The sequence below is a fragment of the Haliea sp. genome (genome assembly GCF_040222615.1).
In the GTDB taxonomy this organism is placed as follows: domain Bacteria; phylum Pseudomonadota; class Gammaproteobacteria; order Pseudomonadales; family Halieaceae; genus Haliea.
Genome location: NZ_JAVKCQ010000112.1, coordinates 1 through 15,028, shown reverse-complemented (window position 1 = coordinate 15,028; position 15,028 = coordinate 1). Strand labels below are relative to the sequence as shown.

Annotated in this window: 16 protein-coding genes; 10 read left to right on the top strand and 6 right to left on the bottom strand. The window is 60.4% G+C overall.

Features of this window, described 5'->3' with window-relative positions:
- The 9 genes from RJQ10_RS09255 to RJQ10_RS09215 form a co-directional block, all read left to right on the top strand.
- The coding region (locus RJQ10_RS09255) for a cbb3-type cytochrome c oxidase subunit I (protein WP_350145851.1) at positions 1-970 on the top strand (970 nt) is incomplete at its 5' end.
- Positions 967-1,575, top strand: coding sequence for a cytochrome-c oxidase, cbb3-type subunit II (ccoO, locus tag RJQ10_RS09250; RefSeq protein WP_350145849.1), 609 nt, complete (start codon positions 967-969; stop codon positions 1,573-1,575). The genes RJQ10_RS09255 and ccoO, both read left to right, overlap by 4 nt.
- A gap of 5 nt (positions 1,576-1,580) precedes the next feature.
- Positions 1,581-1,760, top strand: a complete 180-nt coding sequence (locus tag RJQ10_RS09245; protein WP_350145847.1) for a cbb3-type cytochrome oxidase subunit 3 — start codon at positions 1,581-1,583, stop codon at positions 1,758-1,760.
- Complete coding sequence (ccoP, locus tag RJQ10_RS09240) at positions 1,753-2,631, top strand: cytochrome-c oxidase, cbb3-type subunit III (protein WP_350145845.1); 879 nt, start codon at positions 1,753-1,755, stop codon at positions 2,629-2,631. Before RJQ10_RS09245 ends, ccoP begins: the two co-directional genes overlap by 8 nt.
- Before the next feature lie 77 nt (positions 2,632-2,708).
- Positions 2,709-4,118, top strand: a complete 1,410-nt coding sequence (gene ccoG / locus RJQ10_RS09235; protein WP_350145843.1) for a cytochrome c oxidase accessory protein CcoG — start codon at positions 2,709-2,711, stop codon at positions 4,116-4,118.
- Positions 4,118-4,612, top strand: a complete 495-nt coding sequence (locus tag RJQ10_RS09230) for a FixH family protein (RefSeq protein ID WP_350145841.1) — start codon at positions 4,118-4,120, stop codon at positions 4,610-4,612. The genes ccoG and RJQ10_RS09230 overlap by 1 nt, the downstream gene beginning before the upstream one ends.
- Positions 4,613-4,629: 17 nt before the next feature.
- Positions 4,630-7,038 (top strand): heavy metal translocating P-type ATPase, encoded by a 2,409-nt coding sequence (locus RJQ10_RS09225; RefSeq protein WP_350145839.1) that lies wholly within the window; start codon positions 4,630-4,632, stop codon positions 7,036-7,038.
- A gap of 13 nt (positions 7,039-7,051) precedes the next feature.
- Positions 7,052-7,240, top strand: a complete 189-nt coding sequence (gene ccoS, locus RJQ10_RS09220) for a cbb3-type cytochrome oxidase assembly protein CcoS (RefSeq protein WP_350145837.1) — start codon at positions 7,052-7,054, stop codon at positions 7,238-7,240.
- A complete protein-coding gene (locus RJQ10_RS09215; RefSeq protein ID WP_350145836.1) occupies positions 7,230-7,955 on the top strand; it encodes a sulfite exporter TauE/SafE family protein in 726 nt (241 codons plus the stop codon). The genes ccoS and RJQ10_RS09215 overlap by 11 nt, the downstream gene beginning before the upstream one ends.
- A gap of 58 nt (positions 7,956-8,013) precedes the next feature.
- Here the strand turns inward: RJQ10_RS09215 and RJQ10_RS09210 are convergent, their stop codons facing one another.
- From RJQ10_RS09210 to ectA, 5 genes are all read right to left on the bottom strand, one after another.
- Positions 8,014-8,697: an OmpW/AlkL family protein gene (locus RJQ10_RS09210; RefSeq protein WP_350145834.1), complete on the bottom strand. Its 684-nt coding sequence runs from the start codon at positions 8,695-8,697 to the stop codon at positions 8,014-8,016.
- A 152-nt stretch (positions 8,698-8,849) separates the two neighbouring features.
- Positions 8,850-10,295 carry an aspartate kinase gene (locus RJQ10_RS09205; protein ID WP_350145832.1) on the bottom strand — a complete coding sequence of 482 codons (1,446 nt, stop codon included), beginning with the start codon at positions 10,293-10,295 and terminating at the stop codon, positions 8,850-8,852.
- Positions 10,296-10,372: 77 nt separating this feature from the next.
- The gene (locus tag RJQ10_RS09200; RefSeq protein WP_350145830.1) at positions 10,373-10,777 is read right to left on the bottom strand and encodes an ectoine synthase; all 405 of its coding nucleotides are present in this window, start codon (positions 10,775-10,777) and stop codon (positions 10,373-10,375) included.
- A 74-nt stretch (positions 10,778-10,851) separates the two neighbouring features.
- On the bottom strand, positions 10,852-12,186 hold the full coding sequence (gene ectB, locus RJQ10_RS09195; protein ID WP_350145828.1) for a diaminobutyrate--2-oxoglutarate transaminase: 1,335 nt from the start codon (positions 12,184-12,186) through the stop codon (positions 10,852-10,854).
- Positions 12,187-12,229: 43 nt separating this feature from the next.
- Entirely contained in the window at positions 12,230-12,745 is a 516-nt protein-coding gene (ectA, locus tag RJQ10_RS09190; RefSeq protein WP_350145826.1) for a diaminobutyrate acetyltransferase, read from the bottom strand.
- A gap of 271 nt (positions 12,746-13,016) precedes the next feature.
- On the opposite strand from ectA, the gene RJQ10_RS09185 reads away from it, so the two are divergent.
- A complete protein-coding gene (locus RJQ10_RS09185; RefSeq protein WP_350145824.1) occupies positions 13,017-13,544 on the top strand; it encodes a MarR family winged helix-turn-helix transcriptional regulator in 528 nt (175 codons plus the stop codon).
- A 78-nt stretch (positions 13,545-13,622) separates the two neighbouring features.
- Here RJQ10_RS09185 and dmpG read toward each other — a convergent pair whose 3' ends face one another.
- The gene (gene dmpG, locus RJQ10_RS09180; RefSeq protein ID WP_350145853.1) at positions 13,623-14,660 is read right to left on the bottom strand and encodes a 4-hydroxy-2-oxovalerate aldolase; all 1,038 of its coding nucleotides are present in this window, start codon (positions 14,658-14,660) and stop codon (positions 13,623-13,625) included.
- Positions 14,661-15,028: the final 368 nt, after the last annotated feature.

Below are 15,028 nucleotides of genomic sequence, written 5' to 3'. Positions count from 1 at the left end.
CATCTATGGAGCCAACTGGTTTTTCGGCGGCTTTATCATCACTGTCGCCGTGCTGCATATCATCAACAGTGCGGCAATACCCGTTGACATGACCAAGTCCTATTCCGCCTACGCCGGCACCGTGGATGCCATGGTGCAGTGGTGGTACGGCCACAATGCGGTCGGTTTTTTCCTCACCGCGGGCTTTCTCGGCATGATGTACTACTTCGTGCCAAAGCAGGCAGAGCGGCCGGTGTACTCCTACCGGCTCAGCATTGTCCACTTCTGGGCGCTGGTCGCCGTCTATATCTGGGCCGGGCCCCACCACCTGCACTACACCGCCCTGCCCGACTGGGCCCAGAGTCTGGGCATGGTCATGTCAATCATCCTGCTGGCACCGTCCTGGGGCGGCATGATCAACGGCATGATGACGCTGTCAGGTGCCTGGCACAAACTGCGCACCGACCCGATCCTGCGGTTCATGGTGGTAAGCCTGTCGTTCTACGGCATGTCCACCTTTGAGGGCCCGATGATGTCCATCAAAACCGTGAACTCCCTCTCGCACTACACGGACTGGACCATCGGCCACGTTCACTCCGGTGCCCTGGGCTGGGTGGCGATGATCTCCATCGGCTGTATATACCACCTGATTCCAGTGCTGTTCGGCAAGAACCGCATGTACAGCATCGAGCTGATCAACGTCCACTTCTGGATGTCGACCATAGGCACCGTGATGTACATCGCATCCATGTGGGTCAACGGCATCCTCCAGGGCCTGATGTGGCGCGCCTACAACGAGGACGGCACATTGACCTACACCTTCGTCGAGTCAGTCGTGGCCAGCCACCCCGGCTATCTGGTGCGGCTCGCGGGCGGTGCAATCTTCTTCGCAGGCATGCTGGTAATGGCATACAACGTCTACATGACTACACGCAAGGATGTCGCCGAGCAGGCGCTGCCCGCAGGCGCAGCACAGGGGAGTCACGCATGAAGCATGAAGTGGTAGAAAAAAACGTTGGCCTGATGATCATTTTCATCATCATCGCCATCAGTTTTGGCACCCTGGTGGAGCTGGTTCCGCTGATGTTCATCAAGCAGACCAACGAGCCGCTTGCGGGCCTGAAACCGCTGCCCGCGCTGGAGCTGGAGGGCCGCGACATCTACATACGTGAAGGTTGCAACAACTGCCACTCACAGATGGTCAGGCCGCTGCGCGCCGAAACCGAACGCTACGGCCACTACTCTGTTGCCGGCGAGTTCGTCTATGACCACCCGTTCCTGTGGGGATCCAAGCGTACCGGCCCGGATCTGGCCAGGGTCGGGCAGCGCTACAGCGACGACTGGCATCGAGCCCACATGTACAACCCGCGGGACGTGGTGCCGGAGTCCAACATGCCAGCCTATCCGTGGCTGTTCGAAAACGAGCTCAACAGCGCGCGTACCGGTAAAAAGATGAACGCCCTGCGCAAGGTCGGTGTGCCTTACAGCGACGAAGATATTGCCGGCGCCGCCGCCGCTGTGGAAGGCAAGCTCGAGATTGATGCGCTTATCGCCTATCTCCAGCAGCTCGGTACGCTACTGCAAACGAGGCGCTGATTATTATGGATATCAATGATCTGAGGGGAATCAGTACGGCATTGCTGCTGGTCGCTTTCATCGGTCTCTGCATCTGGGCCTGGAGCAGCAAGCGCAAGAAATCTTTTGACGAGGCCGCCAACCTGCCTTTTGCAGACGAGGAACTGAGTCAACGTACTACGCAGGAGGAGGCAAGGAATGGCTAGTTTCTGGAGTTGGTGGATCATCATCCTGACCGTCATCACACTGGTTGGTATCACCTGGATCCTGCTGGCAAACCGCAAGGGTGGCCAGGGTACGACGGACAAGACAACCGGCCACGCTCACGATGGTATTGAGGAGTATGACAATCCACTGCCGGCCTGGTGGTTCTACATGTTTGTCATCACCATCGTCTGGGCAATAGGCTATCTGGTGGTCTACCCCGGCATGGGCAACTACCCGGGGTTGATCGGCTGGACCCAGATCGGCCAGCATGAAGCCGAGGTAGCCGCGGCGGAAGAGCGCTACAGCGAAATGCGCAGCCGCTACCTGGCCATGCCGGTGGAGGAAATCGCAATGGATCCCGCCGTACTCAGGATGGGCATGCGCCTGTTTGGCAATAACTGCGCCCAGTGCCACGGCGCGGACGCCAAGGGTCGCTACGGGTTTCCCAACCTGACCGACGACGACTGGCTCTATGGCGGCAGCCCCGCGGCAATCAAGACAACCCTTCTGGACGGCCGGCGCGCTGCCATGCCGGCCTGGGCAGGCATATTGGGCGATCAGGGAATTGCCGAGGCCACCGAGTATGTCCTGTCCCTGAACGGGCGCTCCACTGATGCGGCCCTGACCGCTGCGGGGGAAAAACATTACCAGATGTACTGTGCAGCCTGCCACGGCGCTGACGCCAAGGGTAACTACATGTTCGGTGCTCCTAACCTGACCAACGGCATCTGGCTCTACGGTGGCAGCCGCGAGCAGATCGCACACAGCCTGCGGGCGGGACGCAACGGCGTAATGCCGGCCTTCGGCGAAAGCCTCACCGAAGACAAGATCCACATCCTGACCGCGTATATCTACAGCCTCAGCAACTGATCTCTCAACCGGCCCTCCCCCGGGGAGCCGGTTGCTTCAACCTCCTTCCCGGTTTCTCCCGGTAGTGGTAACACGGCATGAAAGACAAGCAACTAATTGAAGTCCACGAGTTCGCACCGGCTGAAGTCAGCGAACTGGACCTGTACCAGCGCCGGGAAAAAATCTATACCCGTAAAATAGAGGGTTTCTTCCAGCGGGTGAGACTGTATACCGGCTGGCCCCTGCTGATCGGCTACTTTCTGCTCCCCTGGCTATCCTGGGATGGACGCCAGGCGATCTGGTTCGATCTTCCCGAGCGCAAGTTCCACATCCTCGGCCTGGTCTTCTGGCCGCAGGATTTCCCCTTGCTGGCATTCCTGCTGATCATTTCGGCGTTCGCCCTCTTTGCGGTGACGGTCTTTGCCGGCCGGGTCTGGTGCGGCTATACCTGTCCGCAAACGGTGTGGACCAGCATCTTCATGTGGATCGAGCAGAAATTCGAGGGTAGCCGCAACCAGCGCGTGCGCCTGGACCAAGGACCCTGGACCGCCGAGAAGGTGGCGCGAAAATGCCTGAAACACGGCGGCTGGTTGTTCGTATCCTTCCTCACCGGGATGACATTCGTCGGCTATTTTTATCCGGTGCGGGACCTGCTGCCCGACCTGCTGACCTTGTCCGCGGGCCAGTGGGGTGTTCTCTGGACCCTGTTTTTTACCTGTGCCACCTACATCAATGCCGGCTGGATGCGCGAGCAGGTCTGCAAATACATGTGCCCCTATGCACGCTTCCAGTCGGTAATGTTCGACCAGGATACGCTGATTGTTTCCTATGACCCGAGCCGCGGTGAACCGCGCGGATCGCGCAAGCGTGACGCGGATTACAAGGCGCAGGGACTCGGAGACTGCATCGACTGCGAACTCTGCGTCCAGGTGTGTCCGACCGGCATTGATATCCGCGACGGCCTGCAGTACGAGTGCATCGGCTGCGCCCTGTGTATCGACGCCTGCAACTCTGTCATGGACAAGATGTCTTATCCCCGAGGCCTGATCAGCTATACCAGCGAGCACCAGTTGCAGGGTGGCACAACCCGCTGGCTGCGCCCCCGGATCATTGGTTACATGCTGGTGCTGTGCGTCATGGTGGGCCTGTTCAGCTACCGGGTCGTTACCCGGGTACCACTGGAGCTCACCGTGATTCGTGATCGCAACGAGCTGTACCTCACCACCATGGACGGCAAGATCGAAAACATCTACACCCTCAGCCTGGTCAACATGGAACAGTCCATGCACGAATTCGAGATTCTGGTGAGCGGCATAGACGGTGCGGAGATTGTCGGCGACACCCTCCACACCCTTGATGGCGGCGAAGTGCGCAGTATAAGCCTGCGCGTGCGGGCCGATCCGGAACAGCTGAGACGACCCAGTACCGAAATCCTGTTTACTGTCCGGGCGACCGATCAGGACAGCCTCAAGATAGGCTCGGAATCCCGTTTCATGAGGCCATTGTAATGAAGCCCGTGTATCCCGATCAGGACACCACGCCCTGGTACCGACAGTTCTGGCCCTGGTTTCTCATCGCCCTTCCAGGTACCGTAGTGGTGGTCAGTTTCCATCTGATGTACACCGCCTATAAGCACTCCGACGACCTGGTTGTAGACCAGTACTACAAGGTCGGCCTGGCCATCAACCAGCAGCTTGAACGCAAGGAACGCGCCCGTGAGCTAGAGCTTGCGGCAGCGTTCACCATTACCAAACAGCAGGTCACCGCCAGGCTGGACGGCCAGGTCTCTGCTGACACCCTGGAACTGACGTTTTCCCACCCCATGGAAGCCGACCGCGACTTCAGCATCCCGCTGCAGCGGGTTGGGGCAGGCGTTTACCACGGCATCCTGACGGCGGCCGTTGGCGAGCGCTGGCACTGGATTCTCAGCGACAGTTCCGGCGGCGAGTGGCGCCTGGATGGCATCGTCAGCGCGCAGGATCTGCTGACGGAAGATTCCTGAACACGCGCAGTGCGGCCATGAGCGGCTCCCAGCCCTGCTTCCACTGCGGAGAGCCAGTCCCCGCCGGCAGCCGCTTCAGCGTGGACATCGACGGCATCGCCCAGCCCATGTGTTGTCCCGGCTGCCGCGCCGTCGCCAGCCTCATTGCCGACAGCGGCATGGCCAGCTTCTATCGCCAGCGCACAGCCTTCAGCGACAAACCGGCCCAGGACGCTGCGCCGTCGCCGGATGAATACCGGCTATACGACGACCCGACCCTGCGCAGCCAGTTCTGCCACCCCGGCGACGACGGCATGGAAACAGCAAGCCTGTTGCTGGGCGGGATTACCTGTGCAGCCTGCACCTGGCTGATCGAGCAGACACTGCTGCGTGAGGCAGGAGTGCTTGACGCTCAGGTCAATCTGCAACAGCAGCGCCTGTCGGTACGCTTCAACCCCGCCCAACTCCAGCCGAGCCGGATCTTCGCCCTGCTGGAATCACTGGGCTATAGCGCCAGGCCTTTCCACAACAGCAGCCAGCGCGAGCAGGTCGAACGGGAGTACCGCACCGACCTGCGGCGGGTGGCAGTGGCAGGCATCGGCATGATGCAGGTGGGAATGTTCGGCATTGCCCTGCACGCCGGTGACATGCAGGGTATCGCACTGGAACATCAGGGCTTGCTGCGCACCGTAAGCCTGCTGGTCGCCAGCTTCGTCATGGTGTACTCCGCGCGCCCTTTCTTCACCACCGCCTGGCGCCACCTCCGCCACGGCTCCCTGGTCATGGATCTTCCAGTCGCATTAGCTATCGGTCTCGCGTTCACGGCCAGTGTCTGGGCAACCGCCACCGGTGGCGGCGAGGTCTACTTCGATTCGGTGGTGATGTTCACGTTCTTCCTGTTGCTGGGTCGCTTCTTCGAGAAAAGGGTACGGCGCAGGCATGTGCTCGCCTGCTACGATGCCGAGAGTAGCCTGCCGCTGACGGTGACCGTGCGCCGCGGCGCAAACTGGGACCGGGTGCCGCGTCGCCTGCTGCAGCCCGGCGATAAGGTCAGGGTAGTGGCCGGGGAAACCATCGCTGTCGACGGCACCGTGCAGCAGGGCACCAGCAGTGTGCGTGAAGACACCTTCAACGGTGAGTATGTACCGCGCACGGTCGCTCCCGGAGATGCTGTGTTCGCCGGTACGATAAACCTGGAGGGCAGCCTTGAGCTGAAGGTCGAACAGCTTTATGACAGCAGCCGCCTCGCAGCGCTGCAGCAGAGTGTGGAGCGGGCCCAGCGCAGCAAACCGGAACTGGCGCGACTGGCGGACAGGCTGTCCGCCTGGTTCGTGGCCTGTATCCTGCTCATAACAGCGGCGACCGGGTTGGCCTGGAGCCAGATCGCGCCAGACCAGGTGCTGTGGATTTGCCTGTCAGTGCTGGTAATCAGCTGCCCCTGCGCCCTGGCCCTGGCCACGCCGGCGGCGCTCACCTCTGCCGCGAGCGCCCTGCGCAACAAGGGTGTGATAGTCCATGGGGAAAACGCCATTGAGGCCCTGGCTCGCGCCAGGCTGCTGGTATTCGACAAGACCGGCACCCTGACCGCAGGTAAACTCCAGCTGCAGCAGGTCGTGCCCTGCAGCCAGGTACAGGGAGAGTTGTTGAGCGCACTGGCCAGCGCGCTGCAACAACACTCCAATCATCCGATTGCACACGCTTTCCGCGACATCACCCCGACGGCCGGCATCACGGATGCAATCCATGTCACAGGTGCCGGTGTCGAGGCCAGCTGGCAGGGCCAGCGCGTCAGAATGGGGAGCGAGCGCTTTTGCCGAGAGTTTGCGCCCGGCTTGCCTGCGCCGCCGGATACCGGTTTGTACTGGGTTGCCTTGTGCACTCGTGACCGGCCGCTGGCCTGGCTGGGGCTTTCCGACCAGCTTCGTGCTGAGACGCCCGCGGTGATTGCCGCCGCCCGCCAGGCCGGCATGGCTCTGGCACTGCTGACCGGTGACAGTTCCTCCGCCGGCAACCAGCTGGGAGCCGAACTCGGCTTCGACCATATCGGTATCGGTCTGTCGCCGGAGGGTAAAATGCAGCAGGTGCGGGCCTGGCAGGATGCCGGGCAGATTGTCATGGCGGTGGGCGATGGGCTCAACGATGCACCGCTGCTGAGCCTGGCCAACGCCTCATTCGCGGTCGCCGGCGCCACTGACCTGGCTCGTGCCCAGGCTGACTTTGTGGTCGACAGTGACAATCTTGCCGCTGTTATAACCAGCCTGCGCAAGGCCCGGGAATGCACTCGCATCATCAAGCAGAACTTCGCCTGGGCCCTGGCCTATAACTGTAGCGGGATTCCCCTGGCTGCCATGGGCTTCATCCCGCCCTGGGTCGCGGCTCTGGGGATGTCGCTCAGTTCACTGATCGTGGTGATGAACTCACTGCGCCTTAACAAGTCCCGCGACTGAGGCCGCGCCCACTATGGAAAGTCTGTACCTGTTGATACCCATTGCCCTGGTGTTCTGCGTCATCGTCATCCGCCTGCTGATCTGGGCGATAGACAGTGGCCAATATGAGGACCTGGACAAGGAGGCCTCCCGCATTCTCATGGAGGATGACACCGGCGGGCAGAAATCCAAGCCAAAAGAGGGAAGCGACTGTGCTGACTGAACTCGGCAGCGCATTTGCGCTGGGGCTGGCAGGAGCAGGCCACTGCCTGGGAATGTGCGGCGGCATCGCCGCTGCGCTACAACTGGGCGGTGCCAAGGGCAGCGGCATGACCCTGGCTTATCACGGAGGTCGCATCACCAGCTATACCCTCCTCGGCGCCGCGCTGGGCTTCGCAGCGGGCAGTATCGATATTGCCGCCTGGACGATGGGGCTGCGTTACCTGGCCGGCATTCTGCTGGTAGCCATGGGCCTGTATATCGCCGACTGGTGGCGAGCACTGCAGTGGCTGGAGCGAGGCGGCGCCCTGCTCTGGCGGCCGGTGCAGCGCTGGTCCGGCAGGCTGCTGCCGCTGCGCCACTGGTACCAGGGCGCCGCGCTGGGGCTGTGCTGGGGGCTGATGCCCTGTGGACTGATCTACAGCAGTCTCGCCTGGGCTGCCACCGCCCAGGATGCCCGGCTGTCTGCACTCATGATGCTGTTTTTTGGCCTGGGAACGCTGCCGGCCATGCTCGCCACCAGCTTCGGTGCCGGCGCTGTGCAGTCAGTATTGCGGCGCAAGGGGCTGAAAGTTGTGTTGGGCGTACTGTTGATGCTGTCCGGACTGTGGACGCTATATTTGACACTGAGTCATGGCAACCACGACAGCCACGCGGGACATGGCGGCGCTGCCCCGCAGGAACAAGTCGCTCCGGGACAGGAAAAACATCATCATTGATCGGCAAGCCGAAGAAGTCATGAACGGGCCGCACTCGGCCGCCCGCTCGCGGCCCGCGCTAGAAGCGGTAGGCAATACCAACATTGTAGACCCACGGGTCAATGTCAACGTCAAACTCCACCGTGCCAACATCGGTGCGGATCTTGGCCGTTGAGTCTATGTCGATGTACCAGACCGCCAGGTTGATCGCCCAGTTACCGGACAGGGGAATATCGACGCCGGCCTGCGCGGAAAGGCCGAAGGAATCGTCGAGTGACAGGTCAGCTTCACTGGCGCCCAGCAGACCTTCCAACGCACCCGCCAACTGCGGGTCAACGTCTTCATCGTAGATGAGGGTATAATTCAATCCGGCCCCTACATAGGGCTGCCAGCCGCGTTGCCCGCCGCGCGGATACCACTGCAGGCTCAAGGTCGGGGGAAGATGGGTCACAGATCCGGCCTTGATGCCAGCACCCTTGACCTTCACATCATGCTCGAACGGGGTTGCCGCCAGCAGTTCCATGCCCCAGTTATCGGTGAGCATATACACAGGAATAATACCCAGCTGGGTGTCATTGCCAATCGAAACCCCGGGCAAAACCGTCGCCGGCGCTGTGGGCAGTACAATCCTGTCGCTATCTTCATCCGGGGCTACAGTCGTGGCGCCCAGTCGCAGAACCCAGTCGCCCTCCTCATAGGCACCGGCGTTGACCGCAACACCCGCCAGCAAGGCCACCAGGGCCAGGCTTGTTACCTGTTTCATGTCTCACTCCTCACTATGGATACGGGTGAACAACTCACCCGGCGCCCATAGTAAGGAGGGGACTGGTTCTACGCATTGATGTCAGTCAAGCCCTGAGTCTTTCGCACAGGGCGGCGCGAGTCACACGCGCCAGCCCTGGATCCAGCCTCAGTTCAGGAGGAGGCCAGGCGGATGGCCCTGCCATGGTCGTGGGGCTCGACCAGAGTCTCGTGCAGGCTCCTGATCGCCAGCTCATAATCGTCATCATTGACGATAAACTGGATATCGACCTGGCGCATGCTTTGGTGAATAGCCAATACGCTGAGGTCATGGTTGGACAGCGCCGCCACCGTGCGTGCCAGCAAGCCGGGAACCTGCATATCACTGCCGATTGCGGAAACTATGGCAACCTTCTGCTCGCGGATCTCGGACTCCGGAAACGCGTCCTGCAATACAGTCTTGATCCGCTTCACCGTCTTCAGATTGGTGTCGAGATAGTGGGTCACTGTATTGGCGTTGATATCCTTGCCGACAATATGCGCCTTGAAGCGCTGCACATTACGCAGGATTTCCGTGTCGTACTGGCCAACGATACCCGCCATGTCCTGGTCGAACAGTTCCAGTGCGTAGACACCCCGGCAGCCCGCGATAATTTCGACACAGGCGACATCGCTGACATAGTCGCGGGTGATCAAGGTACCCGTATGCTCCGGCTCGAAGGTATTCTTGACCCGGAGCGGAATATCGTTCTGGCGCAAACCCTTGGCCGCCTTCGGATGAATAGCCTCCATGCCCAGGTTGGCCAGCTGATCAGCCACATCGTAATTGGTGCGACCGATGGGCACGGCGTTGTCTTCTCCCACCAGGCGCGGGTCCGCACTGCTGAGGTGGAACTCCTTGTGGATGATTGCTTCGCGCGCGCCGGTCAGCACCGCAATGCGACTGAAGGTCATTTCGCTATAGCCTCGGTCGAACTGGGTGATGAGGCCTTCGCTGCAATAGGCGTAGCCGGTTACGATCGGCAACTCACTCTTGAGATCGACCTTGGCAAAGGCCTGTTGCACACACTCGTCGAGAGGCATGTTGCCCGTGGTCTGCCAGCCCGACAAATCCACGAAGGTCGCGTTCAGTCCGTCACGGCGCAGCAACCTGGCCAGATTCCAGGCGCTGTGGGCCTCGCCAACGCTGGACAACATTTCGCGAACCGTGACCAGGTGATCCTCCACCAGGAAATGGCCGTGACCGCAAAGGCTTTGCAGATCCTCAAGGCACTTGCGGGCATTGTCGAGACGCTCGCCGATAAAAGTATTCGCTTCCGCCAGCGACTCCGGATCAACAAAGAGCTCGGCGTTGATGGCAAACATGTCGTGGCGCACCTGATCCAAGGCCTTTTCCCAGCTGCTGTCCTGGAAGCTGCTGGCAAACAAGCCATACACACCCGGCTTGCCGTCCTTCTTGTCCTCAAGCAGTTTGTTGGTCATGCCACCATAGGCGGATACGACGAACACGCGCTGGTACGGGGTGTCACCGTTGGACTGGCCAAACACGATGCTGTCACGCACGGCAGCGTAGTTGCTCATCGATGTGCCACCGATCTTTTCCACAGTATGCCTGTTCACCGTTCCCCCTCTCGTCTCGCGGCCGTTCCGCTCCAGTTTTTGTCCGGCAGTAATTTGCGTTACACCAGTCACGGCCACTACTCCCCTACCGGATCGGCATCCAGTTCGTAGGCGCCCTCGGCGTTGTGCACTTCGGTGCCATGTAACGGCGGGTTGAAGACACAGGCCATCTTCATTTCCTTGCGCGCGCGCAGGATGTGCTCGTCATGCTTGTCCAGAATGTAGATCGTTCCGGGTTTGATCGGGTAGACCTTGCCGTCGGCGAGGGTTTCCACCTCACCCTCGCCTGACATGCAATACACCGACTCCAGATGATTCTGGTAGTGCATGCGAAAATCGGCACCCTCATAAATGGTGGTGATGTGAAAGGAGAAACCCATCTTGTCGTCCTTCAACAACAAGCGGGTACTGTCCCAGTTACCACCGGGATCCTTGATCATACGTCCTTCACGGGCAGCAGTTTCCATGTCTCGAACTATCATTGTCTATTCCTCAATCGTGTCGGGGGGTTGATGAAGCGGGGGGCGTAATCCGGCCCCCGCCTGCCGTCATCAGCTCAGCTCGCCTTGCGGAAGCGCTCCTCGGCAGAGACGCTGTAGGTATCCTCGAAGAAATCCACTGTTTCAGGAATCTCACCCTGGGATGCACACACCTCGGCAATCGCCTGCTCGACAATGTCGATACCACGCTTCAGGTTCGCGTCGGAAATGGTCAGCGGGCAGAGGAATTTCACTACCTGGTCGTCTGCGCCGCTGGTCTCGATCATCAGGCCCTTGGCAAACGCCTTGCGGGTAATGCGGGCGGCAATATCGCCGTTCACACAATTGATACCCTGGAACATGCCGCGGCCGCGCGTAGTAAAGTTGCCTTCGCCATAGCGGGCGACAATGGTCTGCAGGCGCCCGGAGACATAGCGGCCCTTGGCCTGCACCTCTTTCGCAAAGCTGTCGTCCGACCAGTAATGGTCTATCGCGGCCTTGGCCGTGACAAAAGCCAGATTGTTGCCGCGGAAAGTGCCGTTGTGCTCGCCGGGCTTCCACTGGTCCAGTTCCGGGCGGATCAGCACTACCGCAAAGGGCAGCCCGTAGCCGCTCAGGGACTTGGACATGGTCACGATGTCCGGGGAGATACCTGCCTCTTCGAAACTGAACCAGGTGCCCGTGCGGCCACAGCCTGCCTGGATATCATCGACAATCAACAGCAGCTTGTGCTTGCGGCAGACAGCCTCCAGGTTGCGCAGCCACTCAAACCCCGCGGCATTGATGCCACCTTCACCCTGAACCGTTTCCACCAGTACCGCCGCAGGCATGTCGATACCACTGCTGGAATCCGACAGCACCTTGTCGAGATAGGCAGTAGTGTCAATACCATCGCCAAGGTAGCCGTCATAGGGCATGCGGCTGCTGCCACCCAGGCTGACGCCCGCGGCACCCCGGTGGTGGGAATTGCCGGTCGTTGCCAACGAGCCCAGGCTGACCCCGTGGAACCCGTTGGTAAAGGAAATCACATTTTCGCGCCCGGTCACGTTCCGCGCCAGCTTCAGTGCGGCCTCAACCGCATTGGTGCCGGTGGGCCCGGTAAACTGGACCACAAACTCCAGGTTGCGCGGCTTGAGGATCTTTTCGTTGAATGCCTCGAGGAATTCTGCCTTCGCCCGGGTATGCAGGTCGAGGCCGTGACTGATGCCGTCTGCCTCAATGTAGGCCAGCAGCTTCTCCTTGAACACGGGGTTGTTGTGTCCGTAGTTGAGGGTCCCCGCGCCGGCGAGGAAGTCCAGATATTCCTTGCCGTCCTCGTCGTAGAGAAACTCGCCCTTGGCGCGGTTGAATACCCGCGGGAAAGAGCGGGCATAGCTTTGCACTTCGGATTCGATCTCTTCAAAAATTTTCATCAAATAGTCCTTTTCCATTAAACGTCAAATTTGCTGTAAATCATCAGTGCGCTACAGCGCGCAGTGCCTGCTGCCGAAAGGGCCCGATCCTGGCAAGCAGCTCCGAATCATGGCTACCCGAAAAGTGGCGGTCGCGATCAAACAGCACACTGCGCACCAGCTCGGTATTCCTCTTGCGGGCAAAGCTTTCAAACAAAGCCCAGGACGCTGCATTGTCAGCGGTCACCGTGGTCTCGATAAAACAGATATCTTCATTCTCCGGCCGGTCGAGAATGGCAGCCAACATACGTCCGGCCAGGCCCTGGCCACGGCCCTTCTCACTGACCGCCACCTGCCACACGAACAGTGTGTCCGGGCGCGCTGGAACCCGGTGGCCGGAGATAAACCCGACGACCTCACCGGCTGCCTCCGCGACTACGGAAGTACTGGCGAAATGCGTGCACTGCACCAGATTGCAATAGGCAGAATTGGTGTCCAGTGGCGGACAGGCCGCGATCAGGTGGTGCACAGCCATGCCGTCGGTGGGCGTTGGCGGGCGCAGTGTCAGGTCAAGACTCATACTTGCCTCCATATTGTTTAGTACGCTAAACATTATAACAAGCGAGCGCGCAGATATTAACCTTGCAATTAATGTATATAGATGATTTTGGCCGATTTTAGGCAATAATCACTGTGTTTTTTGTTTTTTGTGCACTAAATATTTACACTGTGCCGAAAGTGAGCATTGCGCCACGATCCTGAAAGCGGTCAAAGTCCGCGTTCATCACTAACGCCGTGAAGCGGCCCGGAGGTACACTGTGCTGGTTTATGCAACCAGGGGGGAGATACTGTTGGGGAGGATAGATGAGGTACTTGTCGCCCTGCGGCGGGTCATTCGGGCAACCGACCTGCACTCCCGCCATCTGGCCAAGACTACCGGCCTTACCGCCCCGCAAATCCTGCTACTGCAGACAATTCGCGACCGCGGCGAGGTGACCATCGGCGAACTTGCGACAGATATCAGCCTGAGCCAGGCGACGGTAACCACGATTCTGGACCGCCTGGAAAAGCGGGGCCTGGTATATCGCAAGCGCTCGAATGAGGACAAGCGCAAGGTTCACGCCCATCTCACAACGGAAGCACAGGAGATCCTGAAAAACGCGCCGATTCCGTTGCAGGAGCAATTCACCAGGCAATTCGGGGACCTGCACGAGTGGGAGCAGACCATGATTATCTCGTCCCTGCAGCGCATTGCAAAAATGATGGACGCGGAACATATCGACGCTTCCCCGGTTCTGGACCTGGGCCTGCTGGATCGCTACGAAAACAGCAGGGAAGCAGAAGAAGGGCGCCGATCGCGCAAGGACAAACGGCACTGACAGGCTGCCTTTCGGCGAGGCCAGCACTGTGCTTGCCGCGCCCGGGAGCGCCGCACGGGCCTCTCCCGACGCCCGCGCCTAGCCAGCAGCGGCGTCCCGGTCCCGCGCCATATCCAGCGCCAAATCCTCGATCATGTCTTCCTGGCCGCCCACCGTACGGCGGCGCCCCAGTTCCACCAGGATATCCCGCGAGGACAGGCCGTACTTGGCCGCACTGCGCTTGGCAAACAGCAAAAAACTGGAGTAAACGCCCGCCCAGCCCAGGGTGAGTGAGTCGCGATCTACCCGCACAATATGATCCATCAGCGGCACAATCAGGTCCTCGGCCACGTCCATGGCCTTGAACAGGTCAACCCCGGTCTCCACGCCCATGCGGTCACACACCGCCAGGAACACTTCCAGCGGCGTGTTGCCCGCGCCTGCACCCAGGCCCGCCAGGGAGCCATCGATGCGATTGGCGCCCGCCTCCACCGCCGCCAGCGAATTGGCAATGCCCATGCCCAGGTTGTGGTGGCCGTGGAAGCCCAGCTCCGTCTCCGGTTTCAGCTCCTGCCGGGCGAGCTTGACCCGCGCCGCCACATCGTCCGGCAGCATGTAGCCCGCGGAGTCGGTGATGTACACGCAGTTGGCGCCGTAGGACTCCATCAGCTTGAGCTGCACCAGCAACTCCTCCGGCTCGATCATGTGCGCCATCATCAAAAAGCCCACGGTATCCAGGCCCTTGATCTGCGCCGCCATGCTGATGTGCTGTTCGGAGACATCCGCCTCGGTGCAGTGGGTCGCCACCCGGATCGTACCGATGCCGCAGTCCACTGCCATCTTCAGGTGATCCACCGTACCGATGCCCGGCAACAGCAGGGCCGAGACTTTGGTCTTCCTGACCGCCTTGCACACCGCGGTGAGGTATTCCTCGTCACTGGCGGCGGGGAAGCCGTAGTTGACCGAGGCGCCGCCGAGGCCGTCACCGTGGGTAACTTCGATCATCGGAATACCGGCCTCGTCCATGGCCACCGCGATGTCCACCATCTCGCTGACGGTGATCTTGTGCTGCTTGGGGTGCATGCCGTCGCGCAGGCACATGTCGTGGACGGTGATCTTCTTGCCTTGCAGGTTCATCATTTGCTCTCCTGAATTCGTATCTGGGCTGGTGTTCCAGACCGTTGAATCTCTAACGGTGCTTCGATTTGGCTCCGGGCGCGCCGACCGGTGTGGGGCTTGCTCGACACGCCGTGAATACGTCCATGTAGGCTCGGATGCGACATCCATGTCGCATACGGTCCAGCAAACCCCACACCGCCCGGCACGCCCTCTGTGCGTGTATCAAGTCTCGTGGCTCATACTGCCTGCGAGTCCTCAAAACGGAAACTTGAGCACTCCGCGAATCTTGATGCTTTCCAACACGTCCTTCCGTTCTGCATCTCGAATAGAGAACCTTGCCCGATGCTCGCGCTGTCCGAGGCGGCAGGGCTGGGGTGGGGGAGGCG

What these genes read in the sequence shown, in the direction of transcription:
- ccoP (WP_350145845.1), top strand. Translation starts at nt 1,753, where the DNA reads ATGGCTAGTTTCTGGAGTTGGTGGATCATCATCCTGACCGTCATCACA.
- ccoG (WP_350145843.1), top strand. Translation starts at nt 2,709, where the DNA reads ATGAAAGACAAGCAACTAATTGAAGTCCACGAGTTCGCACCGGCTGAA.
- RJQ10_RS09245 (WP_350145847.1), top strand. Translation starts at nt 1,581, where the DNA reads ATGGATATCAATGATCTGAGGGGAATCAGTACGGCATTGCTGCTGGTC.
- RJQ10_RS09210 (WP_350145834.1), bottom strand. Translation starts at nt 8,697, where the DNA reads ATGAAACAGGTAACAAGCCTGGCCCTGGTGGCCTTGCTGGCGGGTGTT.
- ectA (WP_350145826.1), bottom strand. Translation starts at nt 12,745, where the DNA reads ATGAGTCTTGACCTGACACTGCGCCCGCCAACGCCCACCGACGGCATG.
- RJQ10_RS09200 (WP_350145830.1), bottom strand. Translation starts at nt 10,777, where the DNA reads ATGATAGTTCGAGACATGGAAACTGCTGCCCGTGAAGGACGTATGATC.
- ectB (WP_350145828.1), bottom strand. Translation starts at nt 12,186, where the DNA reads ATGAAAATTTTTGAAGAGATCGAATCCGAAGTGCAAAGCTATGCCCGC.
- dmpG (WP_350145853.1), bottom strand. Translation starts at nt 14,660, where the DNA reads ATGAACCTGCAAGGCAAGAAGATCACCGTCCACGACATGTGCCTGCGC.
- RJQ10_RS09225 (WP_350145839.1), top strand. Translation starts at nt 4,630, where the DNA reads ATGAGCGGCTCCCAGCCCTGCTTCCACTGCGGAGAGCCAGTCCCCGCC.
- ccoS (WP_350145837.1), top strand. Translation starts at nt 7,052, where the DNA reads ATGGAAAGTCTGTACCTGTTGATACCCATTGCCCTGGTGTTCTGCGTC.
- ccoO (WP_350145849.1), top strand. Translation starts at nt 967, where the DNA reads ATGAAGCATGAAGTGGTAGAAAAAAACGTTGGCCTGATGATCATTTTC.
- RJQ10_RS09230 (WP_350145841.1), top strand. Translation starts at nt 4,118, where the DNA reads ATGAAGCCCGTGTATCCCGATCAGGACACCACGCCCTGGTACCGACAG.